Below are 25,054 nucleotides of genomic sequence, written 5' to 3'. Positions count from 1 at the left end.
AATTCTTCAAAAAGGGTGGAACTCCGAACTTCGGTTCGGAGTTCCACCCTTTTTTGCTGTCCGTCATCGGGAGTTCACACACCGCGCCGACCATCGACGCATGAGTACTGCTGCGCTGCTCAGGGCTGCGGGTGTCGGGCTCGGCGACGAGGTCATCGTGCCGGCGTTCGGGAACGTGGAGGTCACCGAGGCGGTGATCAGGACGGGTGCGCTGCCGGTGTTCGCCGACATAGACCCCGTCACGTACTGCCTGGACCCGCTCGCCGTCGGGGCGGCCGTCACTCCGCGGACGGCGGCCGTCGTCGTCGTCCACCGCTTCGGGCGGCCGGCGGAGATCGGACGGATGCATGAACTCGGGGAGCGGCACGGGCTGTTGGTGCTGGAGCGGGGGGAGAGCGAGGCGCCGCGGGACGAGGTCGCGCAGCGGCGGGAGCGGGCCGCGTTCCTCGACGCGCGGTTGCGTGGGGTGCGGACGCCCGACGGGGGTGACGGGCACACGTACCAGCAGTACGTGGTGCGGGTGCCCGGGAACGGGCGGCCCGACCGGGACGCCTTCGCGCGGGCCTTGCAGCGCAAGGGAGTTGACTGCCGGGTGCCGGTGAAGACGCCCGTGCACCGGCTGCCCGACCATCGCCGGTGCGTGTCGTTGCCGGAGACCGAGCTGGCCGCCGACACGACGCTGTCCCTGCCCATGGGTGCACTTTTGACGAGGCGTGACATGCAGCGGATCGTCACGGCTTGCAACGCCTTGGGCGGACTGCTCCAGCCGGCCTTCTGAGCGGGTTGGGAACCGGGACTCGTTCGGGGTATGATCTATTCCGTTGCCGCGAGGGAAACCTCGAAAAGTGACCAGCCCCTATAGCTCAGTCGGCAGAGCGTCTCCATGGTAAGGAGAAGGTCAACGGTTCGATTCCGTTTGGGGGCTCAGAGAAAAAGACCCCGCCCTTTCGGGCGGGGTCTTTCTGGTTTTTCAGGCCACGCGCATCGCCAGGATGGCCATGTCGTCGGACGGGGCGTCCGAGGCGAAGCGCTCCACGGCGCGCATGATGCGGGCCGCGACCGCTCCCGCCGTCAGCCCTGTGCACGTCGTGAGGACGTCGGCGAGGCCGTCGTCGCCGAGCATGCGGGTGCCCTCGCGGCGTTCGGTGACGCCGTCGGTGACACACAGCAGGACGTCGCCCGGGTCGAGGGTGACCGTCTCCTCGTAGAGCTCCAGGTCCTCCATCACGCCCAGCAGGGGCTGGGGTTCGGCGGCCGGCTCGACCGTGCCGTCCTGGCGCAGGCGCAGCGGGAGCGGGTGGCCGGCGCAGACCACCTTCAGCTCCGCGCTGCCGTCCTCCTGCGGGCGCATCTCGCCGTAGAGGAGCGTGAGGAAGCGGCTGCGGGCGCCCTCGTCGAGGATCGCGGAGTTCAGGCGCTCCAGGACGGCCGGGCCGCTCAAGCCCTCGCGGGCCAGCAGGCGCAGGGCGTGCCGGGCGAGGCCGGTGACGGCGGCGGCGTTGGGGCCCGTGCCGCAGACGTCGCCGATGGCGAAGCCGTACGCGCCGTCGCTGATGGGGAAGATGTCGTAGAAGTCGCCGCCGACCTCGTTGCCCTCACCGGCCGCGCGGTAGATGACCTCCACCTCGACACCCTCGACCTCGGGGAGCTCCGGCGGGAGGAGGCTGCGCTGGAGGGCCTGGCTGATGGCCGTGCGCTCGGAGTAGAGGCGGGCGTTGTCCAGGGCGAGGGCCGCCCGGCGGGACAGGTCCTCGGCCAGTTCCAGGATCTCCTGGCGGAAGTGCTCGTCGGTTGGCTTGCCGAGGGTGAGCATGCCGATGACGCGGTTGCGGGCGACCAGCGGGAGGACGACGGTCTCGCCGCCCACCGCGGAGGCGGTGGCGAGGGTCGGGCCGATACCCGAGGCGGGCTGGTGGGCGGGGCCGCCGCTCAGGCCGAGGCTGCGCATGGAGCTGCGCAGCGCGGCGTCGTGCGCGGCCTCGCCAGGAGCTGCCCAGACGCGGGCGCCGGGGGTGGGCACCGGGTCGGGCGGGGCGATCTTGGAGAGCAACGACTTGATGCCGTCGATCAGTTCCTCGTCCTCGTGCAGGACGTACGACAGGTCCGGTTCGGAGGCCTGGTCGGCGATCGTGTAGACGGCGCACCAGGTGGCGAGCGTGGGGACGGTCATCTGGGCCATCAGGGCCAGGGTCTGGTCGCGGTCCAGGGTGCCGGCCAGCAGGTCGGACGCCTCGACGAGGAAGCTGAGGGAGCCGCGGCGCAGGCGCTCCAGTTCGCCGAGGCGGGCCGACTCGACCGCCAGGGCGATGCGGTCGGCGGCGAACTGCAGGCGCAGCGCCTCCTCGTTGGAGTAGCGGCCGGGGGCCTCGGCGGCGACGCCGAGGGAGCCGGTGAGACGGCCCTCCACCTTGAGCGGGACGGTGACGACCGAGCGCATGCCGGTGCCGTTGAGCAGGGGGACGGCGCCGGGGACGGCGAGGAGGTCCTCGTGGACGGCGGGCATGCGGGCGGAGCCGTAGCGGCCGGGGCCGGCCTCGACGGGCACGCGCGCGAAGCGCTGGCGGGCGGAGGGCAGGCCGGTGGAGGCGCGGACCTCGAGCTCGGTCTCGTCGTCGGTGGCCAGGAGCAGGAAGGCGGAGTCGCCGTCGAGCATGTCGCGGGCGCGTTCGACGGTGCGCTGGAGGAGGCCGTCGAGGTCGTCCGGGGCGGGGGAGCCGATGAACACCTCGAACGGGTCGGTGTTCTGGTCGCCCTGGGAGGAGGTGTCGGAGGACGGCACGCGCGAGGGGGTCTGCAGGACGGCCCGCTCGTGGTCGCGGACCAGGAGGCAGACCGTGGAGGGCTCGCCGTCGGTGTCGCGCACGCGCAGGTGGGAGGCGTAGACCGGGGTGACGCGCCCGTCGGCGCCGCGGATGCCGTAGCTGCCCTCCCAGCGGGAGAGCTGGAGCGCCTCGGCGATGCCGGTGCCGGTGCCGGGGGTGTGCGGCCAGGCGGCGAGGTCGGTGAGGGGCTTGCCGACGACCTGGTCGGCGGGGTAGCCGAAGAGTTCCTCGGCGTCCTCGTTCCACGCGGAGATGGCGCCCGAGCGGTCGATCTGGACGACGGCGACGCGGACCCGGGCGTCGGCGAGCGGCAGCAGGTGGGCGGGGAGCGCCGGGCCGGCCGTGCGGGTGCCGACGGGGCGCTCGGGCAGGTCGAGCTGGAACCAGACGGTCTTGTGGGTGGGGGTGTAGTCGACGCCCCAGTGGCCGGCGAGCGCCGCGCACAGCTGGAGGCCGCGGCCGCCCTCCCGGTCGGGGCTGCCCATGGTCACGGGAGAGCCCTGGAGGGGGACCTCGCGCTCCGGGTAGCGGTCGGACACCTCGACGCGGACGCCGTCGGCGCTGCGCAGGCACAGCAGGTCGGCGTGGGTACCGGCGTGGACGACGGCGTTGGTGACCAGCTCGCTGGTGAGGACCACGGCGTCGTCGACGATGTCGGCGAAGCCCCAGCCCTGGAGGGTGTCGCGGACGAAGGCGCGGGCGGTCGCGACCGATCGCCCGACGGGCTCGAAGCTGGCAGCCGCACGCGCGGTGATCACAGAACTCCTCGGCCGGTCGTCGACGTGCAGGGCTACCCCGTCGTCCGGGCGGCTGCGCGGGTGCGGCAGTCCGTCCGTCGGACGGGGTTCCGGGGGCTGTCCCCCCGGGATCAGTCCGGTGGTCATGTGTGCGGCCGCCCCTCCGATGCCCGCTCGTACTCGTGCCACCGCCCAGGCCGGTAGGACCGGCGCGGCTGGACAGCCGCATGCAAGGTTACTTACCTTCCCCGCCCGTGCGGATGCCGGTCGCCGGTGTTTCCGTCCTTGGTGGTTCGGTCCCGGGGCTGTGCGGACGATGTGCGAAGCTGCCGAACTGTTATGGCCTGGTTCGGTGAGGGTGAAACACTGGGCAAGCTTGTTGCGAAGGTCCGTGCGGGACGAGTGTCCTCGTCCCGGGCGGGCAACAGCCCGGGAGCCGGTCCGGTTGCCGGGGGGCGGAACGCGGCAGTGCCGGCGACGGCGAGCAGCAGCACCCGAGCACAGCAGTAACGGTCGATCCCTGCGGGAGGGACAAGTGGAGTCTGGCGCAGCGACGCGGGGCACTGAGACGCGCGCGAAAGGCGGACCGTCCCTGAGCAAGCGAGCAGCACGCGGCGGCACCACGACGGTGGAGACGGCCGCCCTGCACCGGCTGCTGGCCGCCTTGGGGTCGATGCGGGACGGGAACTTCCGCAAGCGGCTGACGGTGTCCGGCGACGGGGTGATGTCGGAGATCGCGGCGGTCTTCAACGAGGTCGCCGACCTCAACCTGCACCTCACGGGTGAGCTCGCGCGCGTACGGCGCGTGGTCGGGCGCGAGGGCAAGCTCACGGAGCGGCTGGAGACGGGGGCCTGCGAGGGCTCCTGGGCGGCCGCCATCGACCACTCCAACGCGCTGGTCGACGACCTCGTGCGGCCGGTGTCCGAGGTGGGGCGGGTGCTGTCGGCGGTGGCCGAGGGTGACCTGTCGCCGCGGATGGAGCTGCGGGCGCACACGCCGGAGGGACCTGGGCACCCGCTGCGCGGGGAGTTCCTGAAGGTCGGCCGGACCGTCAACAACCTGGTCGACCAGCTGTCGACGTTCACCGACGAGGTCACCCGGGTGGCCAGCGAGGTGGGCACCGAGGGCAAGCTGGGCGGGCAGGCGCAGGTGCGCGGCATGTCCGGCTCGTGGAAGGACCTGACGGAGTCCGTCAACACGATGGCGGACCGGCTGACGGCCCAGGTGCGGGACATCGCGCTGGTGACGACGGCGGTCGCCAAGGGCGACCTGTCGCGGAAGGTGACCGTCCACGTCGCCGGCGAGATGCTGGAGCTGAAGGAGACCGTCAACACGATGGTCGACCGGCTCTCGGCGTTCTCGTCGGAGGTGACCCGCGTCGCCCGTGAGGTGGGTACCGACGGCATCCTCGGCGGCCAGGCGAAGGTGACCGGCGTCGACGGGGTGTGGAAGGAACTCACCGACTCGGTGAACACCATGGCCGGGAACCTGACGGCCCAGGTGCGCGGGATCGCGGAGGTGACCACCGCGGTCGCCAACGGTGACCTGTCGCGGAAGGTGACGGTCCCCGCGCGCGGGGAGGTGGCGCAGCTCGCCGACACGATCAACCAGATGACCGAGACGCTGCGGATCTTCGCGGACGAGGTCACCCGGGTCGCCAACGAGGTCGGCTCCGAGGGGCGGCTGGGCGGCCAGGCGAACGTGCCGGGCGCGGCGGGGACGTGGAAGGACCTCACGGACTCCGTCAACACGGTGTTCCGGAACCTGACCACGCAGGTGCGGGACATCGCCGCGGTGACGACGGCGGTGGCCAACGGTGACCTGTCGCAGAAGGTCACCGTGGACGTGGCCGGCGAGATGCTGGAGCTGAAGAACACCGTCAACGGGATGGTGGACCAGCTGTCGGCCTTCGGCGCCGAGGTCACGCGCGTGGCGCGCGAGATCGGCGTGGAGGGCGAGCTGGGCGGCCAGGCCCAGGTGTCGGGCGCGGCGGGGACGTGGAAGGACCTGACGGACTCCGTCAACACGGCGTTCCGCAACCTCACCGGGCAGGTGCGCAACATCGCCCAGGTGACGACGGCGGTGGCCAACGGCGACCTGTCGCAGAAGGTCACCGTGGACGTCTCGGGCGAGATGCTCCAGCTGAAGAACACCGTGAACACGATGGTGGACCAGCTGTCGAGCTTCGCGGACCAGGTCACGCGGATGGCGCGGGACGTGGGCACGGAGGGCCGGCTGGGCGGTCAGGCGCGGGTGGACGGCGTCTCGGGCACCTGGAAGGAGCTCACCGACTCCGTCAACTTCATGGCCGGCAACCTCACCTCGCAGGTGCGGCAGATCGCGCAGGTGACGACGGCGGTCGCGCGCGGCGACCTGTCGCAGAAGATCGACGTGGACGCCCGGGGCGAGATCCTGGAGCTGAAGAACACCATCAACACGATGGTCGACCAGCTGTCCGCGTTCGCCGACCAGGTGACCCGCGTCGCGCGCGAGGTGGGCACCGACGGGCGCCTCGGCGGTCAGGCGCAGGTGCCGGGCGTGGCCGGGGTGTGGCGGGACCTGACCGACTCCGTGAACGGCATGGCGGGCAACCTCACCGCGCAGGTCCGCAACATCGCGCAGGTCGCGACGGCGGTGGCGCGGGGTGACCTGTCCCAGAAGATCACCGTGGACGCGCGCGGGGAAATCCTGGAGCTGAAGAACACCCTGAACACGATGGTGGACCAGCTGTCGTCGTTCGCCCAGGAGGTCACGCGCGTGGCCCGTGAGGTGGGCACGGAGGGCATCCTCGGCGGGCAGGCCGAGGTGCAGGGTGTCTCCGGCACCTGGAAGGACCTCACGCAGTCGGTGAACTTCATGGCGAACAACCTGACCATCCAGGTGCGCAACATCGCCGAGGTCACGACCGCCGTCGCCAAGGGCGACCTGTCCAAGAAGATCACGGTCGACGCCAAGGGCGAGATCCTCGAGCTCGTCACCACCGTCAACACGATGGTCGACCAGCTGTCGTCGTTCGCCGAGCAGGTGACCCGGGTGGCCCGCGAGGTGGGCACCGAGGGCATCCTGGGCGGCCAGGCGACGGTGCCGGGCGTCACCGGCATCTGGAAGGACCTCAGCGACAACGTCAACCTGATGGCCAAGAACCTGACCATGCAGGTGCGCAACATCTCGCAGGTCGCGGCGGCCGTCGCCAACGGCGACCTGACGCGGCAGGTGACCATCGAGGCGCGCGGTGAGGTCGCGCAGCTGGCCGACACCTTCAACACGATGGTGAAAACGCTCAGTTCGTTCGCCGAGCAGGTCACCAAGGTGGCCCGCGAGGTCGGCACGGACGGCATCCTGGGCGGTCAGGCGCACGTCCCGGGCGTGGCCGGCACCTGGAAGGACCTCACCGAGTCGGTGAACCAGATGGCGTCCAACCTGACCGGTCAGGTGCGCAACATCGCCATGGTCACCACCGCCATCGCCAAGGGCGACCTGACGAAGAAGATCGACATCGACGCCCGGGGCGAGATCCTGGAGCTGAAGACCACGATCAACACGATGGTCGACCAGCTGTCGTCGTTCGCCGAGGAGGTCACCCGGGTGGCCCGCGAGGTGGGCACCGAGGGCCAGCTGGGCGGACAGGCACGCGTGCGGGACGTGGACGGCACCTGGCGCGACCTGACCGAGTCCGTGAACGAGATGGCCGGGAACCTCACCCGGCAGGTGCGCGCCATCGCGCGCGTGGCGACCGCGGTGACCCGCGGCGACCTGAACCTGAAGATCGACGTGGACGCGTCCGGGGAGATCCAGGAACTCCAGGACTACATCAACAAGATGATCGCCAACCTGCGCGACACCACGATCGCCAACAAGGAGCAGGACTGGCTCAAGGGCAACCTCGCGCGCGTGTCCGCCCTGATGCAGGGGCGGCGCGACCTGGAGGACGTGGCCTCCCTGATCATGAGCGAGCTGCCGCCGCTGGTGGCCGCGCAGCACGGTGCGTTCTTCCTGGCGATGCCGCTGGTGGACGACGTCACCGACCAGGAGGACCACTACGAGCTGCGGATGCTGGGGTCGTACGGCTACTCGATGGGTTCCATGCCGACGTCGTTCCGGCCCGGTGAGGCGCTGGTCGGGACGGCGGCCCAGGAGAAGCGCACGATCCTGGTGGAGAACGCGCCCAGCGGCTACCTGAAGATCTCCTCGGGGCTCGGCGAGGCCCCGCCGGCCCAGGTGATCGTGCTGCCGGTGCTGTTCGAGGGCACGGTGCTCGGGGTGATCGAGCTGGCGTCGTTCACGCCGTTCACGCAGATCCAGAAGGACTTCCTCAACCAGCTCGCCGAGATGATCGCGACCAGCGTCAACACCATCTCGGTCAACACCAAGACCGAGCTGCTGCTGAAGCAGTCGCAGGAGCTGACCGAGCAACTGCGGGAGCGGTCGGCGGAGTTGGAGCAGCGGCAGAAGGCCCTCCAGGCGTCCAACGCCGAACTGGAGGAGAAGGCCGAGCTGCTGGCCCAGCAGAACCGGGACATCGAGGTGAAGAACACCGAGATCGAGGAGGCGCGGCAGGTCCTGGAGGAGCGCGCCGAGCAGCTCGCGGTGTCGATGCGCTACAAGAGCGAGTTCCTGGCCAACATGTCGCACGAGCTGCGCACGCCGCTGAACTCGCTGCTGATCCTGGCCAAGCTGCTCGCCGACAACGCCGAGGGCAACCTCTCGCCGAAGCAGGTGGAGTTCGCCGAGACCATCCACGGCGCCGGCTCGGACCTGCTGCAGCTGATCAACGACATCCTGGACCTGTCGAAGGTCGAGGCGGGCAAGATGGACGTCTCGCCGACGCGCATCGCGCTCGTGCAGCTCGTGGACTACGTGGAGGCCACCTTCCGGCCGCTGACCGCGGAGAAGGGCCTGGACCTGTCGGTGCGGGTGTCGCCGGAGCTGCCCGCCACCCTGCACACCGACGAGCAGCGGCTGCTGCAGGTGCTGCGCAACCTGCTGTCGAACGCGGTGAAGTTCACCGACTCCGGGTCGGTGGAGCTGGTGATCAGGCCGGCCGGTCCGGACGTGCCGCAGTCGATCCGGGAGCAGCTGCTGGAGGCGGGGTCGCTGGCCGATCCCGAGGCGCTGATGATCGCGTTCTCGGTGACCGACACGGGCATCGGCATCGCGGCCAGCAAGATGCGGGTGATCTTCGAGGCGTTCAAGCAGGCCGACGGCACCACCAGCCGCAAGTACGGCGGCACGGGCCTCGGGCTGTCCATCTCGCGGGAGATCGCCCAGCTGCTCGGCGGTGAGATCCACGCGCAGAGCGAGCCGGGCCGGGGTTCGACGTTCACGCTGTACCTGCCGCTGCACCCGAGCGAGCTGCCGCCGCAGGGCTACCAGCAGAACCTGCCGGCCCTGGAGGCCGGTGACCTGGTGGCGGCCTCGGAGCGGGCGGCCAGGGAGCTGTCGGAGCTGTCCGACGCCGAGATCGAGACGCCGGCCGAGGTGAAGTCGTACCAGGACACGCAGAACGGTCCCGCGGCCCTCTTCCGGCGCCGCCGGCGCAACGGCGTGGCCCTCGGCGAGCAGCCCGACCAGTGGGCGGGCGGCGGCCAGGAGGCGTCGGACGAGGCGCGGACGGGCATCCGGTTCGGCGGCGAGAAGGTGCTGATCGTCGACGACGACATCCGCAACGTGTTCGCGCTGACCAGCGTCCTGGAGCAGCACGGCCTGTCGGTGCTGTACGCCGAGAACGGCCGCGAGGGCATCGAGGTCCTGGAGCAGCACGACGACGTGGCGGTGGTGCTGATGGACATCATGATGCCGGAGATGGACGGGTACGCGACGACCACGGCGATCCGGCGGATGCCGCAGTTCTCCGGCCTGCCGATCATCGCACTGACCGCGAAGGCGATGAAGGGCGACCGGGAGAAGGCGATCGAGTCGGGCGCCTCGGACTACGTGACCAAGCCGGTCGACCCGGACCACCTGCTGACGGTCATGCAGCAGTGGATGCGGGAGCGCTGATGCGCCACGGCGCGGCGCTCCGGCGCCGCGCCGCAGGGCACGGGCCGGCCCGGGAACTCTCCGCGGCCGCCGGAAGTTGTTCGGGTTTGGTGGCGGGCCGCGTGTGGAACCGGGCGATCCGGGGAACTTTCAGGTCTCCTGCCGCGTTCCTGATCCGTGCACAGTGACATCACGGTGACAGGGTGTGGCGACGGTCGGGGTACGGCTACCATGACCGGCACAAGGAAGGGCGGCGCAAAGGAGTCGTCCCCAGGGGCGGCGCCCGGTGCACTGCCGGGGCGAGGAGGGCGGGCCATGGTGCAGAAGGCCAAGATCCTCCTGGTCGATGACCGGCCGGAGAATCTGCTGGCGCTGGAGGCGATCCTCTCGGCGCTCGATCAGACGCTGGTGCGGGCATCGTCCGGGGAAGAGGCGCTCAAGGCGCTGCTGACGGACGACTTCGCGGTCATCCTGCTGGACGTCCAGATGCCCGGCATGGACGGGTTCGAGACGGCCGCGCACATCAAGCGGCGGGAGCGCACCAGAGACATCCCGATCATCTTCCTCACGGCGATCAACCACGGGCCCCACCACACCTTCCGCGGCTACGCGGCGGGGGCGGTGGACTACATCTCGAAGCCGTTCGACCCGTGGGTGCTGCGCGCGAAGGTGTCGGTGTTCGTCGAGCTGTACATGAAGAACTGCCAGCTCCGGGAGCAGGCGGCGCTGCTGCGCCTCCAGTTGGAGGGCGGCGGCAAGCCCGTCGGCGGGGCCAAGGAGTCGGCCGGGCTGCTGGCCGAGCTGTCCGCGCGGCTCGCCGCGGTCGAGGAGCAGGCCGAGGCGCTGTCCAAGCAGCTGGACGACGAGTCGGCGGACGCGGCGGCGGTGGCCACCGCGGCCCACCTGGAGCGCAAACTCACCGGGCTGCGACGGGCGCTGGACGCTCTGGAACCGGGTGCGGGCAGCGGTACGACATCGGTGTCGTCGCAGACCTGACCGCGGAACTGACCCTGGGGGAGCACGGAGTTGGGTGTGAGATCCCGTCAGTTCCGTGCCCGCCCGGGGGCGACACGAACGGGTGAAGCAGTGGGCACACGTGTCCGCTGCCGTCTCCCCCGGTAACCTCACACCCATGGCCTCACGTCCCTCCGCAGCCAAGAAGCAGCCCGCCAGGAAGGCGGTCGCCCCGGCGAAGGCTCCGGCGAAGAGGGCCGCTGCGAAGAAGGTCCCGGCGAAGAAGGCGCCCGCCAGGAAAGCCGCGGCCAGGAAGCCCGTGCCCAAGCCCGCCCCGAGCCCCACCGGGGGCCTGTACCGCGTCGTGCGCGCCGTCTGGCTGGGCCTGGCGCACGCCGTGGGCGCCGTGTTCCGCGGCATAGGGACCGGCGCGAGGAACCTCGACCCGGCCCACCGCAAGGACGGCGTCGCCCTGCTGCTCCTGGGCGTGGCCCTGATCGTCGCCGCCGGCACCTGGGCCGACCTGAAGGGACCCGTCGGCGACCTGGTCGAGATCCTGGTGACCGGCGCCTTCGGCCGGCTCGACCTGCTGGTGCCGATCCTGTTCGGCGTCGTCGCCGTACGGCTGATCCGCCACCCCGAGCAGCCCGAGGCCAACGGGCGGATCGTGATCGGCCTGTCCGCGCTGCTCATCGGCGTGCTCGGGCAGGTCCACATCGCGTGCGGCTCGCCCGCCCGCAGCGAGGGCATGCAGGCGATAAGGGACGCCGGCGGCCTCATCGGCTGGGCGGCCGCGACGCCGCTGACGTTCACCATGACCGAGGTCCTCGCCGTCCCGCTGCTCGTGCTGCTGACCGTCTTCGGCCTGCTGGTCGTCACGGCCACCCCGGTCAACGCGATCCCGCAGCGGCTGCGCCAGCTCGGCGTCAGCCTCGGCGTGCTGCGTGACCCCGAGGAGGACCTGCTCGCCGACGAGTACGCCGACGACGACGAGCGCTACGACGAACAGTGGCGCGAGGCGCTGCCGGCGCGCCCCCGCAGGCGCTCGGGCGCCCCCCAGGCGTACGACCCGGAGGGCGCCGAGGAGGAGGCGCTGTCCCGGCGCCGCGGGCGCCCCCGGCGCTCCGCCGTGCCGCAGCCCGACATGCAGCGGGGCATGGACGCCGTGGACGTCGCCGCGGCGGCCGCGGCCGCCCTCGACGGCGCCGTGCTGCACGGCATGCCGCCCTCGCCGGTCGTCGCCGACCTCACCCAGGGCGTGAGCGTCGGCGACCGGGAGCCGACCACCCCGACGCCCGTCCCGGCAGCGGTGCGGACGCCGACGCCGGTGCCGGCCGCCCGGCCCCGGCAGGAGAGGATCAAGCCCGAGAAGGCGCAGTCCGGGGCCGTCCCCGACCTCACCAAGTCGCCGCCCGAGCAGCCCCGCGAGATGCCGGCGCGCGCCGAGCAGCTCCAGCTGTCGGGAGACATCACCTACGCCCTGCCCTCGCTCGACCTGCTCACCCGGGGCGGGCCCGGCAAGGCGCGCAGCGCGGCCAACGACGCCATAGTCGCCGCGCTCACCAACGTCTTCACCGAGTTCAAGGTCGACGCCGCCGTCACCGGCTTCACCCGCGGACCGACGGTCACCCGCTACGAGGTGGAGCTCGGCCCGGCCGTCAAGGTCGAGCGGATCACCGCGCTCGCCAAGAACATCGCGTACGCCGTCGCCAGCCCGGACGTGCGGATCATCAGCCCGATCCCCGGCAAGTCCGCGGTCGGCATCGAGATCCCGAACACCGACCGGGAGATGGTCAACCTCGGCGACGTGCTGCGCCTGGCGGAGTCCGCGGAGGACGACGACCCGATGCTGGTCGCCTTCGGCAAGGACGTCGAGGGCGGCTACGTCATGCACTCGCTGGCGAAGATGCCGCACATGCTGGTCGCCGGCGCCACCGGCTCCGGCAAGTCGTCCTGCATCAACTGCCTGATCACCTCGGTCATGATGCGGGCGACCCCCGAGGACGTCCGGATGATCCTGGTCGACCCCAAGCGCGTCGAGCTCACCGCCTACGAGGGCATCCCGCACCTGATCACGCCGATCATCACCAACCCCAAGCGGGCCGCCGAGGCCCTGCAGTGGGTCGTCCGCGAGATGGACCTGCGCTACGACGACCTGGCGGCGTACGGCTACCGGCACATCGACGACTTCAACAAGGCCGTCCGCGAGGGCACGGTCAAGCCGCCCGAGGGCAGCGAGCGCGAGCTGCAGCCGTACCCGTACCTGCTGGTGATCGTCGACGAGCTGGCCGACCTGATGATGGTCGCGCCGCGCGACGTCGAGGACGCCATCGTGCGCATCACGCAGCTCGCGCGCGCCGCCGGCATCCACCTGGTGCTCGCCACCCAGCGGCCGTCGGTGGACGTCGTCACCGGTCTGATCAAGGCGAACGTCCCCTCGCGGCTCGCCTTCGCCACGTCCTCGCTCGCCGACAGCCGCGTCATCCTGGACCAGCCGGGCGCCGAGAAGCTGATCGGCAAGGGTGACGGACTGTTCCTGCCGATGGGCGCGAACAAGCCGACCCGCATGCAGGGCGCCTTCGTCACCGAGGCCGAGGTCGCGGCCGTCGTCCAGCACTGCAAGGACCAGATGGCGCCCGTCTTCCGGGACGACGTCACGGTGGGCACCAAGCAGAAGAAGGAGATCGACGAGGACATCGGCGACGACCTCGACCTGCTGTGCCAGGCGGCCGAGCTGGTCGTCTCCACGCAGTTCGGGTCGACCTCCATGCTCCAGCGCAAGCTGCGCGTGGGCTTCGCCAAGGCGGGCCGGCTGATGGACCTGATGGAGTCGCGGAACATCGTGGGACCGAGCGAGGGTTCGAAGGCGCGTGACGTTCTGGTGAAACCCGATGAACTCGATGGCGTACTGGCGGTGATCCGGGGGGAGTCGGAGGGGTAGGGATATCGGTGAGGCGGACGGACGTCCGTGACGCACCCGTTAGAAAGGCGCGGGCAACCGTTTCCCCTTGACATACGTCAAGTTGAGCGAGTGGTCAGGTTCGGGTCCCAGACTGGGGTCCGGACCCCTTCCGTCATCGGCGTGTCCGGCCATTCCGATGGCGTACAAAGTCCTACCGCCCGGTTGCCCCACCCTTTCGTACCCCCCCTAGACTGAACCTCCAGCACAGGTGGCTCACGCTCGAAAGGCGCCCCCGTGTCCATCGGCAACTCCCCTGAAGACGAGCGTCCGTTCGAAGACGCCTCCGAGGAAGCCCGCCCCTCCATCGGCCGCGCCCTGCGCCAGGCGCGCATCGCGCGCGGGCTGACCGTCGACGACGTCAGTACCGCCACCCGGGTCCGCATCGCCATCATCCACGCCATCGAGGCGGACGACTTCACGCCGTGCGGCGGCGACGTGTACGCCCGCGGCCACATCAGGACCCTGGCCAGGGCCGTCCGCCTCGACCCCGCTCCGCTGATCGAGCAGTTCGAAGCCACCCACGGCGGCCGCCCCGCGCCCACCCCCGCCGCACCCCTGTTCGAGGCGGAGCGCATCCGCCCCGAGCGGCGCGGGCCGAACTGGACGGCGGCCATGGTCGCCGCGATCGTCGCCGTGATCGGCTTCGTCGGCTTCACCGCCGTCAAGGGCGACGGCGGCGGCAGCAAGGAACAGGTCGCCGACGGCACCACGCCCGAGGCGAGCGCGAGCGCCTCGGCCGTCCCGAAGAACGACAAGCCCGTCGACATCACGCCCGCCCCCTCCGACAGCGCCATCGCCGCGGCCCCCCAGGACAAGGTGACCGTCCAGGTCACCGCGACGGACGGCCGCAGCTGGATCTCCGCCAAGGACCACAACGGCCGCCTGCTGTTCGACGGCCTGCTCAAGCAGGGCGAGTCCAAGACCTTCCAGGACAGCCAGAAGGTCAACCTGGTCCTCGGCGACGCCGGCGCGATCCAGCTGTACGTCAACGGCAAGAAGATCGACGACGACTTCCGGCCCGGGGCCGTGGAGCGCCTGACGTACACCAAGGGCGATCCGCAGGTCGGCTGAGCACGGTACGGCGCGCACGACGGGGTCGGCCTCGATCGCCAACCCCGTCGACGTTCCGTGTCGGTGGGACAAAGTACTCTTGAGCCCATGCCTGAACGCCGTACCGTCGCACTGGTCACCCTTGGCTGCGCCCGTAACGAGGTGGACTCGGAGGAGCTCGCAGGCCGTTTGGAGGCGGACGGCTGGCAGCTCGTGGAGGACGCCTCGGACGCCGACGTCGCCGTGGTGAACACCTGCGGCTTCGTGGAGGCCGCCAAGAAGGACTCCGTCGACGCCCTCCTCGAGGCCAACGACCTCAAGGGCCACAGCAGGACCCAGGCCGTGGTGGCCGTGGGCTGCATGGCCGAGCGGTACGGCAAGGAACTCGCCGAGGCCCTGCCCGAGGCCGACGGCGTGCTCGGCTTCGACGACTACGCCGACATCTCCGACCGCCTCCAGACCATCCTCAACGGCGGCATCCACGCCGCGCACACCCCGCGCGACCGGCGCAAGCTGCTCCCGATCAGCCCCGCCGAGCGCCAGGAATCGGCCACCTCGGTGGCGCTGCCGGGCCACGGCCCGAGCGACCTCCCCGAGGGCGTCGCCCCCGCCTCCGGCCCCCGCGCGCCCCTGCGCCGCCGCCTCGACGGCTCCCCGGTCGCCTCCGTCAAGCTCGCCTCCGGCTGCGACCGGCGCTGCTCCTTCTGCGCCATCCCGTCCTTCCGCGGCTCCTTCATCTCGCGCCGCCCGAGCGACGTGCTCAACGAGACGCGGTGGCTGGCCGAGCAGGGCGTCAAGGAGATCATGCTGGTCTCCGAGAACAACACCTCCTACGGCAAGGACCTGGGCGACATCCGCCTGCTGGAGTCCCTGCTGCCGGAGCTGGCCGAGACCGACGGCATCGAGCGGGTGCGGGTCAGCTACCTCCAGCCGGCCGAGATGCGCCCGGGCCTCATCGACGTCCTCACCTCGACGCCCAAGGTCGCCCCCTACTTCGACCTGTCCTTCCAGCACTCCGCGCCGGACGTGCTGCGCGCCATGCGCCGCTTCGGTGACACCGACCGGTTCCTGGAGCTGCTCGACACCATCCGGAGCAAGGCGCCCGAGGCCGGAGTGCGCTCCAACTTCATCGTCGGCTTCCCCGGTGAGTCCGAGGCCGACCTGGCCGAGCTGGAGCGCTTCCTCCAGCACGCGCGACTGGACGCCATCGGCGTCTTCGGCTATTCCGACGAGGAGGGCACGGAGGCCGCGACGTACGACGGCAAGCTCGACGAGGACGTCGTCGCCGAGCGGCTGGCCCGTGTCTCGCGGCTCGCCGAGCAGCTCGTCTCCCAGCGCGCGGAGGAGCGGCTGGGCGAGACGCTGCACGTCCTGGTCGAGTCGGTCGACCTCGACGAGGGCGTGTACGGCCGCGCGGCCCACCAGGCGCCGGAGACCGACGGCCAGGTGCTGCTCACGAGCGGCGAGGGACTGGGCGTCGGCCGTATGGTCGAGGCGAAGGTGGTCGGTACGGAGGGTGTCGACCTGGTGGCCGAGCCCCTGGCGGGTTCGTCCGGGTGTACCGAGGAGGCGGGCAGATGACGGGTGTCCCGGCGTCGGCCGCGGGCGGTTCCCCGGCCGGGGCTTCGCACCGGGCCGAGGGCCAGGGGCCGAGCGCGGCGGAGGGCCGGCGGCCCGGCGCCGGCGCGGCGGTCACCGGCCAGGAACGGGACGCCCCCGAGGTCACGGGCCCGCAGGAGGCGGCCGGCCGGGTCGTGGACCAGGAGCTGGACGCCGCTGAGCTCGCGGGCCGGGCGCTGGGCGCCGACGAGGGCCTCGGGGCGGTCGACGATGCCGCCGCGTCGGGCGCAGCGGGAGCCGACGGCGAGCAGCGGGACGCCGGGCGGCCTGCGCGGGGCGGCAAGCTGGCGGCAGCCGCCGTCAACCAGGCGAGCGTGTGGAACGTCGCCAACCTGCTGACCATGCTCCGGCTGGTCCTGGTGCCGGGCTTCGTCGCGCTGATGCTGGCCGACGGCGGGTACGACCCGGCGTGGCGCTCCTTCGCCTGGGCGGCCTTCGCCGTCGCCATGATCACCGACCTGTTCGACGGGCACCTGGCGCGGACCTACGACCTCGTCACCGACTTCGGGAAGATCGCCGATCCCATCGCCGACAAGGCGATCATGGGGGCGGCGCTGATCTGCCTCTCCGCGCTCGGCGACCTGCCGTGGTGGGTGACCGCGGTCATCCTCGGCCGGGAACTCGGCGTGACCCTGCTGCGTTTCTGGGTCATCCGGTACGGGGTGATCCCGGCCAGCCGGGGCGGCAAGCTCAAGACCCTCACCCAGGGCGTGGCCGTCGGGATGTACGTCCTGGCGCTGACGGGGTGGCTGGCGTCCCTGAGGTTCTGGGTCATGGCCGTGGCGGTCGTCCTGACCGTCGTGACCGGGCTCGACTACGTGAAACAGGCCATCGTGCTGCGCCGGCGGGGAATCGCCGAGCGCAGGGCGGCGTTGGAGGAGACGGAAGCGTGAGTTCCCCGGCCGCCGACGTGGTGGGACTACTGACCGTGAGAGGGCAGAGTCTCGCCGTGGCCGAATCCCTGACCGGGGGACTGGTGGCCGCGGAGATCACCTCGGTCCCCGGAGCGTCGAAGGCCTTCCGGGGGTCGGTCACGGCGTACGCCACCGAGCTCAAGCACGTGGTGCTCGGCGTGGACGCCGACCTGCTCGCCGCCCGTGGCGCGGTGGACCCGCAGGTCGCGCGCCAGATGGCGGCCGGAGTGCGGGCCGCGCTCGGCGCGGACTGGGGTATCGCGACCACCGGGGTCGCCGGCCCGGAGCCGCAGGACGGACAGCCGGTGGGCACGGTTTTCGTCGCGGTGTGCGGCCCCTCGGGGCCCGGCGCCGGTTCCGCCTCCGGCGGAAAAGTGGAGGCCCTGCGGTTGAACGGCGACCGTGCGGAAATTCGTAGAGAGAGTGTACGGAGCGTACTCGCCCTGCTCCTGGAGGAGCTGGCGGACGAACACAGTGGGAATGAGCGGGCACAGGATACGGAACGGAACGGGGGGTTTTGATGTTTGCAGCCCTGAGTGAACACGACATCGCTCCCCGCACGGCCGCGGCGCAAGGCGGTACGGTGGGGCGAGAAGGATGCGGCTACGCGGTCCGAGGAGGGAGCCACCGATGATTCTGCTCCGTCGCCTGCTGGGTGACGTGCTGCGTCGGCAGCGCCAGCGCCAGGGCCGTACTCTGCGCGAAGTCTCCTCGTCCGCCCGAGTCTCACTCGGCTATCTCTCCGAGGTGGAGCGGGGGCAGAAGGAGGCTTCCTCCGAGCTGCTCTCCGCCATCTGCGACGCGCTGGACGTACGGATGTCCGAGCTCATGCGGGAAGTGAGCGACGAGCTCGCCCTCGCCGAGCTGGCCCAGTCTGCTGCGGCCACCCCCAGTGAACCCGTGCCCACGCCGGTGCGTCCGATGCTGGGCTCCGTGTCGGTGACCGGTGTGCCACCGGAACGGGTGACCATCAAGGCCCCCGCCGAGGCGGTCGACGTGGTCGCCGCCTGACGGTCACCCCTGAGCGGTAAGGCAGGCACACGACAATTGTGCGAAGCCCCGGCCGGGGCTTCCCCGGGGAGACCCGGGGGAGACCGGCCGGGGCTCTCTCGTGCCCGCGGTGCCCGGTATGCGTGCGTTTGCCGCTCCGGGGCCGGGACGTCATCGTGGAGGGGCCAGCGGGGGAGTGAGCGGTATCCGAGCCGGGAGATGCGCATGTCCGTCGTGAAGAGCCCGTTGCCCGAGGGCGACCTGAAGACCGTGTCCGAGGCGCTGCAGGGCGCCCTGGTCGACCTGGTCGATCTCGGCCTGGTCGCCAAGCAGGTCCACTGGAACGTCGTGGGCCCCCGCTTCCGGTCGGTCCACCTCCAGCTCGACGAGGTCGTGGACAGCGCGCGCACCCACTCCGACACGGTCGCCGAGCGGGCCTCGGCACTCGGGGTGTCGCCCGACGGCCGGGCGGCCACGGTGGCCTCCGGCAGCGGGATCGCCGCGGTGGCCCCGGGCTGGGTCAAGGACACGGACGCGGTGGGGGCCCTGGTGGCGGCGCTGGGCTCGGTGATCACCCGAATGAGGGAACGGGTGACGAGCACGGCCGAGGCGGACCCGGTCAGCCAGGACATCTTCATCACGATCACCGCGGACCTGGAGAAGCACCACTGGATGTTCCAGGCGGAGAACAGCTGATACGGCGGCTGCGGGCCATGGCGGGGCGAACCGGGCGCTGGGGGGCCGCTCTGGCGTTCGGGGCGGTCTGGTGGTGGGCCGTGCTGCGCCTGGCCCTGGCGCCCGACGCCGGGCCGGTGGAGGGTGCCGTGGCGGCCGGCGGGTGGGGGCTGAGCCTGCTGCCGGTGCACTGTGTGCCGAAGGGCCGTGCGGCCGGCGCGCTGGCGGCGGGGCGGTGGCGCGGAGCGTGGGGGTGGGCTGCGGGGCGGGACCGGGGTGCCCTCGGGGACGGGCCCGATCCGTCGTGAACGGCGGAAGCTGCTGAGGCCCTGCTCAGAGCACTCCGACGGGCGTCACCCAGGGGCGCCGGGGCGGGAGCCGGCCGACTTCGCGGTGCGGCTCGCGGCGTTCCGGGCGGGAGCCGGGCCGGTCTGGCAGTGCGGGCACCAGTACGTCGGGCGGTCGCGGGAGCCGTCGCCCTGGTCGGCGAGCCGGATGGGGGTGCCGCAGCGCAGGCAGGGGCGGCGGGCGCGGCCGTAGGTGAAGAGCTCGGGGCCCCGGCGGCCGGTGGTGTTGCGGATGGGGCGGTCCCGGTTGACCTCCAGGAGCCGCTGGGCCAGCGCGGGCAGCTTGGCCGTGCGGTCGGCGGGGAGCGCGCCGACCGGGAGCCAGGGGGTGGCACCGAGCAGGAAGCACAGCTCGCACTTGTAGACATTGCCGATGCCGGCCAGGTTGCGCTGGTCGAGCAGGGCCTCGCCGAGGGGGCGGTCGGGGTCGGCGAGCAGGTTCGCCAGGGCCTGCTCCGGGTTCCAGTCCGGGCCGAGCAGATCGGGGCCGAGGTGTCCGACCACCTGGTCCTCGTCTGCGGTGTGCAGGAGTTCCAGCACGGGGAGGCGGTAGCCGACGGCCGTGCGGTCGGCGGTGCCGAGGACCGCCCGGATCTGGTACGCGGGGCCGCCGCTCCAGCGCTGGTCGGGGGCGAAGACCTTCCAGGCGCCGTCCATCCGCAGGTGCGAGTGCAGGGTCAGGCCGCCGTCGACGCGGGTGAGGAGGTGCTTGCCGCGCGGGGTGACGTCGAGGACCGTGCGGCCGCTGAGGTCGGTCAGGGCGTACTTGGGGACGCGGAGGTCGGACAGGGTCAGCACCTTGCCCGCGAGGGCGGTGTGCAGCCGTCGCGCGGTCTGCCAGACCGTGTCACCTTCGGGCATGGGTCAAGGGTGGCACGGGCGCGGCGATCGAAACCTGCCCGGTCCGGGGAGGGCCCGCGGAGGCGGCCGCAGGGTCGTGGAGGGCGTCAGGCACGCAGGCGCAGCCCCCTGGGGGTGGCGATGAAGCCCGCCGCTTCCAGCAGCGTGCCGAGGGGGGAGGTCAGGGCCGCCGCGCCGTTGACGCGTTCCACGGTGACCGTGCCCAGGGCGCCCGCGCGGGCCGCCGTGGCGAGGGCTTCCGCCGCGATGCGCAGACGCGCGTCGTCGCCGGGGTCCGTGTCCTCGTCCGGGGAGGTGGGCCAGGCGAGCAGGGTCTTGCCGCCGCGCTCCATGTAGAGCGTCAGCTCGCCGTCGACCAGCACCACCAGGGAACCGGCCTTGCGGCCCGGCTTGTGTCCGGCGCCCGTCGGTGGCTCCGGCCAGCCGAGGGCGGCGCCGTAGGCGTTGGCCGGGTCGGCGGCGGCCAGGACGACCGCGCGTGAGGCGGGGGTGGCCCGGCGGCCGCCCCGATCCGCGAAGCGCCGGCCGTACGACCCCTCGCCGGAGGAGCCCGGCCCGTAGGGGTTCTGGCCGTCCCGGCTCCGGGGGCCGGCGGCGTACGGGTTCGGCGAGCCGCCGCGCGGGCCGCCGGCGCCCGGGTCGGACAGGTCGGACAGGTCGCGCGGGGAGATCCACTCGCTGGGGGTGGTCGCGAAGTCCGGGAAGTCCGCGTCCGGGGCGTCGGCGAAGTCGGGCAGCGCGGTGTACGGGGCGGGCGCGTCGAAGCCGGTGGCACCGGCGGGCGCCCCGCCGTCGGGGACCGGGACGCCGCCGAAGACCGTCGGGTCCATCCGGCCGTCTCCGCGGTCGCGCGCGTTGGCCACGGCGCGCAGGCGGTCCACCGCGCCGTCCATCGCGAACTGGGCGGCGCCGAGCCCCTCCACCACGTAGCCGCGGCGGGCCTGGCCGCTGTCCTCGAAGGCCGACAGGACCCGGTACGTCGCCGAGAAGCCGCCCTCGACGCCCTCGGCGGCGACCGCGCCCCGTGTCACCACGCCGTGCCGGTCGAGGAGCGAACGGGCCAGGGCGTGGGCCCGGACCGTGGGGTCGGTCTCGTGGGCCGGCAGCAGCGACCAGCGGCCCGCGACCGTCGGGGGACCGCCCCGGGACGCGGAGCGGGCGGCGGCCGTCAGCGAGCCGTAGCGGCCGCGTGGGACCGCGCGCTTGGCGCGGTGGGCCGTGGAGCCCGCGGTGCGGCCGGAGCCCAGCAGGGAGCGCATCGGCGCGAGGGTGTCGTTGGTGAGGCGGCCCGACCAGGCCAGCTCCCACAGGGCGTCCGCGAGGTGCGGGTCTGTGGCGTCCGGGTGCGTGGTGGCGCGGACCTGGTCGGCGATCTGGCGGAAGAACAGGCCGTAGCCGCCGGAGAGGGCGTCGAGCACCGACTGGTGCAGGGCGGTCAGCTCCAGGGGGTGCGGCGCGGGCAGGAGCAGCGGGGCGGCGTCGGCCAGGTACAGGGAGATCCAGCCGTCCTTGCCGGGCAGGGACCCCGCGCCCGCCCAGACGACCTCGCCCGCGGCGGTGAGTTCGTCGAGCATCGCGGGGGTGTAGTCGGTCACGCGGGAGGGCAGCACGAGCCTCTCCAGGGCGGACGCCGGGACCGACGCGCCCTGCAACTGCTCGATGGCGCGCACCAGTCCGTCGACCCCGCGCAGCGCGTGGCCCGTGCCGATGTGCTGCCACTGGGGGAGGAACTGGGCGAGCGCGGCCGGCGGCACCGGCTCCAGCTCGTGCCGCAGCGCGGCCAGCGAGCGGCGGCGCAGTCGGCGCAGGACGGTCGCGTCGCACCACTCCTGGCCGATCCCGGCCGGGTGGAACTCGCCCTGGACGACCCGGCCGCTCGCGGCCAGCCGCTGGAGGGCGCCCTCCGTGACCGCCACGCCCAGGCCGAAGCGGGCGGCTGCCGTCGCCGAGGTGAACGGGCCGTGGGTGCGGGCATAGCGCGCGAGGAGGTCGCCCAGCGGGTCCTTCACCGGCTCGGTGAACGCCTCGGGGACGCCGACCGGCAGCGCGGTGCCCAGGGCGTCGCGCAGGCGGCCCGCGTCCTCGATCGCGGCCCAGTGGTCGGTGCCGGCGACGCGGACCTTGATGGCGCGGCGGGCGGCGGCCAGCTCGGGCGCCCAGTGCGGCTCGGCGCCGCGCTCGGCCAGCTCCGCGTCGGTGAGCGGGCCGAGGAGGCGCAGGAGGTCCGCGACGCCCTCGGCGTCCTTGATGCGGCGGTCCTCGGTGAGCCACTGCAGCTCCTGCTCCAGCTCGGCCAGCACCTCCGCGTCGAGCAGCTCGCGCAGCTCCGCCTGGCCGAGCAGTTCGGCGAGCAGCCGGGAGTCCAGGGACAGCGCGGCGGCACGGCGTTCGGCGAGCGGGGAGTCGCCCTCGTACAGGAACTGGGCGACGTAGCCGAAGAGGAGGGAGCGCGCGAAGGGGGACGGCTCGGGCGTGGTGACCTCGACCAGGCGGACCCTGCGGGACTCCAGGTCGCCCATCAGCTCCACGAGCCCGGGGACGTCGAACACGTCCTGCAGGCACTCGCGGACGGCCTCCAGGACGATCGGGAACGAGCCGAACTCGCTGGCCACCTCCAGCAGTTGCGCGGCGCGCTGGCGCTGCTGCCACAGCGGGGTGCGCCGGCCGGGGTTGCGGCGCGGCAGCAGCAGCGCGCGGGCGGCGCACTCGCGGAAGCGGGAGGCGAACAGGGCCGAGCCGCCGACCTGGTCGGTGACGACCTGGTCGACCTCGCCCTTGTCGAAGACGACGTCGGCCGCGCCGACCGGGGCCTGGTCGGCGTCGTACTCCGTGCCGGCCGTCCTCGGCTCCTGGTCGAGCAGGTCCAGGCCCATCAGGTCGGCGTCGGGCAGGCGCAGCACGATGCCGTCGTCGGCGTGCATGACCTGGGCGTCCATGCCGTACCGCTCGGCGAGGCGGGCGTTCAGGGCGAGGGCCCAGGGGGCGTGGACCTGCGCGCCGAAGGGGGAGTGCACGACGACGCGCCAGTCGCCCAGCTCGTCGCGGAAGCGCTCCACCACGATGGTGCGGTCGTCGGGGACGTGACCGCAGGCCTCGCGCTGTTCGTCCAGGTAGGTCAGCACGTTGTCCACGGCCCACGCGTCCAGGCCCGCGGTGAGCAGGCGCAGCCGGGCGTCCTCCTTGGACAGCGAGCCCACCTCGCGCAGGAACGCGCCCACCGCGCGGCCCAGTTCCAGCGGGCGGCCCAGCTGGTCGCCCTTCCAGAAGGGCAGCCGTCCCGGCACCCCGGGCGCGGGGGAGACCAGCACCCGGTCGCGGGTGATGTCCTCGATGCGCCAGGAGCTCGTGCCGAGGGTGAAGACGTCGCCCACGCGCGACTCGTAGACCATCTCCTCGTCCAGCTCGCCGACCCGGCCGCCGCCCTTCTTCGGGTCCGAGCCCGCGAGGAACACGCCGAACAGGCCGCGGTCGGGGATCGTGCCGCCCGAGGTCACGGCGAGGCGCTGGGCGCCGGGGCGGCCGGTCACCGTGCCGGTGACCCGGTCCCACACCACGCGCGGGCGCAGCTCGGCGAACGCGTCCGACGGATAGCGGCCGGCGAGCATGTCGAGGGTCGCCGTGAACGCCGACTCCGGCAGCGAGGCGAACGGCGCGGCCCGGCGGACCATGGCGAGCAGGTCGTCCACCTGCCAGGTGTCCATCGAGGTCATCGCGACCAGCTGCTGGGCCAGCACGTCCAGCGGGTTGGCGGGGACGCGCAGGGACTCGATCGCGCCCTGGCGCATCCGCTCGGTCACCACGGCCGCCTGGACCAGGTCGCCCCGGTACTTCGGGAAGACCACGCCCGTGGAGACGGCGCCCACCTGGTGGCCGGCGCGGCCCACGCGCTGGAGGCCGGAGGCGACCGACGGCGGGGACTCGACCTGCACGACGAGGTCGACGGCGCCCATGTCGATGCCCAGCTCCAGGCTGGACGTGGCGACCACGGCGGGCAGGCGGCCGGCCTTCAGGTCCTCCTCGACCAGGGCCCGCTGCTCCTTGGAGACCGACCCGTGGTGGGCGCGCGCGATGACCGGCGGGGCGCCCTGGGCTGCGCCCGAGCCGCCCATCAGCTCGGCCGGGGAGTGGTGCTCGTCCAGGGGCTCGCCGGTGGCGCGCTCGTAGGCGATCTCGTTCAGCCGGTTGCACAGGCGCTCCGCCAGGCGCCGCGAGTTCGCGAAGACGATCGTGGAGCGGTGGGCCTGGACCAGGTCGGTGATCCGCTCCTCGACGTGCGGCCAGATCGAGGGGCGCTCGGCACCCTCCGAGCCGTCGGCGACCGGCGAGCCCCCCAGCTCGGCCAGGTCTTCCACCGGCACGACGACCGACAGGTCGAACTCCTTGCCGGAGTCCGGCTGGACGATCTCCACCTTGCGGCGCGGCGAGAGGTACCGGGCCACCTCGTCGACCGGGCGGACCGTCGCCGACAGGCCGATCCGGCGGGCCGGCTTCGGCAGCAGCTCGTCCAGCCGCTCCAGGGACAGCGCCAGGTGCGCCCCGCGCTTGGTGCCCGCGACCGCGTGCACCTCGTCCAGGATCACCGTCTCCACGCCGGTCAGCGCGTCGCGCGTGGCCGACGTCAGCATCAGGAACAGCGACTCCGGCGTGGTGATCAGGATGTCCGGCGGGCGCGTGGACAGCGCGCGGCGCTCCGCGGGCGGGGTGTCGCCGGAGCGGATGCCCACCTTCACCTCGGGCTCGGGCAGGCCGAGGCGCACCGACTCCTGGCGGATGCCGGTCAGGGGGCTGCGGAGGTTGCGCTCCACGTCCACCGCGAGGGCCTTCAGCGGCGACACGTACAGCACGCGGCAGCGCTTCTTCGGGTCGGCCGGCGGGGGCGTCGAGGCGAGCTGGTCCAGCGCGGCGAGGAAGGCCGCCAGGGTCTTGCCGGAGCCCGTCGGGGCCACCACCAGCACGTCCGAGCCCTCGCCGATGGCCCGCCACGCGCCCGCCTGGGCCGCGGTGGGCGCGGAGAACGCCCCCGTGAACCAGCCGCGGGTCGCGGGGGAGAAGCCGTCGAGGGCCCGGTGTGCGGAGCTGACCATGCGTCCATCCTGCACCCGGCCACTGACAATGGCCCTGAGCTGCGTGGACGGCGCGGCC

At 72.5% G+C, this 25,054-nt stretch carries 14 protein-coding genes and 1 tRNA gene; 12 read left to right on the top strand and 3 right to left on the bottom strand.

The features are described 5' to 3' along the window. Positions 1 to 115 precede the first annotated feature (115 nt). Entirely contained in the window at positions 116 to 778 is a 663-nt protein-coding gene (locus AQJ30_RS35270) for a DegT/DnrJ/EryC1/StrS family aminotransferase (RefSeq protein WP_067242004.1), read from the top strand. Between the two features lie 74 nt (positions 779 to 852). Beyond that, positions 853 to 925, top strand: a tRNA-Thr gene (locus tag AQJ30_RS35265). Positions 926 to 970: 45 nt separating this feature from the next. On the opposite strand, the gene AQJ30_RS35260 is transcribed toward AQJ30_RS35265, so the two are convergent. Then, positions 971 to 3,706, bottom strand: coding sequence for a SpoIIE family protein phosphatase (locus AQJ30_RS35260; protein WP_067241979.1), 2,736 nt, complete (start codon positions 3,704 to 3,706; stop codon positions 971 to 973). Between the two features lie 388 nt (positions 3,707 to 4,094). On the opposite strand from AQJ30_RS35260, the gene AQJ30_RS35255 reads away from it, so the two are divergent. From AQJ30_RS35255 to AQJ30_RS35210, 10 genes are all read left to right on the top strand, one after another. After that, entirely contained in the window at positions 4,095 to 9,560 is a 5,466-nt protein-coding gene (locus tag AQJ30_RS35255) for a HAMP domain-containing protein (RefSeq protein WP_107119783.1), read from the top strand. A 294-nt stretch (positions 9,561 to 9,854) separates the two neighbouring features. Then, positions 9,855 to 10,535: a response regulator gene (locus AQJ30_RS35250; protein ID WP_067241975.1), complete on the top strand. Its 681-nt coding sequence runs from the start codon at positions 9,855 to 9,857 to the stop codon at positions 10,533 to 10,535. 136 nt (positions 10,536 to 10,671) lie between these two features. Beyond that, the gene (locus AQJ30_RS35245; RefSeq protein ID WP_211279164.1) at positions 10,672 to 13,434 is read left to right on the top strand and encodes a DNA translocase FtsK; all 2,763 of its coding nucleotides are present in this window, start codon (positions 10,672 to 10,674) and stop codon (positions 13,432 to 13,434) included. Between the two features lie 255 nt (positions 13,435 to 13,689). Next, positions 13,690 to 14,526: a helix-turn-helix domain-containing protein gene (locus tag AQJ30_RS35240; protein WP_067241974.1), complete on the top strand. Its 837-nt coding sequence runs from the start codon at positions 13,690 to 13,692 to the stop codon at positions 14,524 to 14,526. A gap of 87 nt (positions 14,527 to 14,613) precedes the next feature. After that, the gene (gene rimO, locus AQJ30_RS35235) at positions 14,614 to 16,086 is read left to right on the top strand and encodes a 30S ribosomal protein S12 methylthiotransferase RimO (protein WP_079084523.1); all 1,473 of its coding nucleotides are present in this window, start codon (positions 14,614 to 14,616) and stop codon (positions 16,084 to 16,086) included. Then, entirely contained in the window at positions 16,083 to 17,018 is a 936-nt protein-coding gene (gene pgsA / locus AQJ30_RS35230) for a CDP-diacylglycerol--glycerol-3-phosphate 3-phosphatidyltransferase (RefSeq protein ID WP_107119782.1), read from the top strand. Before rimO ends, pgsA begins: the two co-directional genes overlap by 4 nt. Next, entirely contained in the window at positions 17,015 to 17,560 is a 546-nt protein-coding gene (locus AQJ30_RS35225) for a CinA family protein (protein ID WP_067241970.1), read from the top strand. The genes pgsA and AQJ30_RS35225 overlap by 4 nt, the downstream gene beginning before the upstream one ends. 109 nt (positions 17,561 to 17,669) lie before the next feature. Next, on the top strand, positions 17,670 to 18,050 hold the full coding sequence (locus AQJ30_RS35220) for a helix-turn-helix domain-containing protein (protein ID WP_003993396.1): 381 nt from the start codon (positions 17,670 to 17,672) through the stop codon (positions 18,048 to 18,050). Positions 18,051 to 18,254: 204 nt separating this feature from the next. Continuing rightward, a complete protein-coding gene (locus AQJ30_RS35215) occupies positions 18,255 to 18,725 on the top strand; it encodes a Dps family protein (protein WP_067241968.1) in 471 nt (156 codons plus the stop codon). A 17-nt stretch (positions 18,726 to 18,742) separates the two neighbouring features. After that, positions 18,743 to 19,012, top strand: coding sequence for a hypothetical protein (locus AQJ30_RS35210; RefSeq protein ID WP_067241967.1), 270 nt, complete (start codon positions 18,743 to 18,745; stop codon positions 19,010 to 19,012). Between the two features lie 45 nt (positions 19,013 to 19,057). Here AQJ30_RS35210 and AQJ30_RS35205 read toward each other — a convergent pair whose 3' ends face one another. Further along, positions 19,058 to 19,912, bottom strand: a complete 855-nt coding sequence (locus tag AQJ30_RS35205) for an Fpg/Nei family DNA glycosylase (protein WP_067241965.1) — start codon at positions 19,910 to 19,912, stop codon at positions 19,058 to 19,060. 86 nt (positions 19,913 to 19,998) lie between these two features. After that, positions 19,999 to 24,996: an ATP-dependent helicase gene (locus tag AQJ30_RS35200; protein ID WP_067241963.1), complete on the bottom strand. Its 4,998-nt coding sequence runs from the start codon at positions 24,994 to 24,996 to the stop codon at positions 19,999 to 20,001. Positions 24,997 to 25,054: the final 58 nt, after the last annotated feature.

The organism is Streptomyces longwoodensis (assembly GCF_001514125.1).
In the GTDB taxonomy this organism is placed as follows: domain Bacteria; phylum Actinomycetota; class Actinomycetes; order Streptomycetales; family Streptomycetaceae; genus Streptomyces; species Streptomyces longwoodensis.
This window is presented reverse-complemented; position numbering and strand designations above follow the sequence as displayed.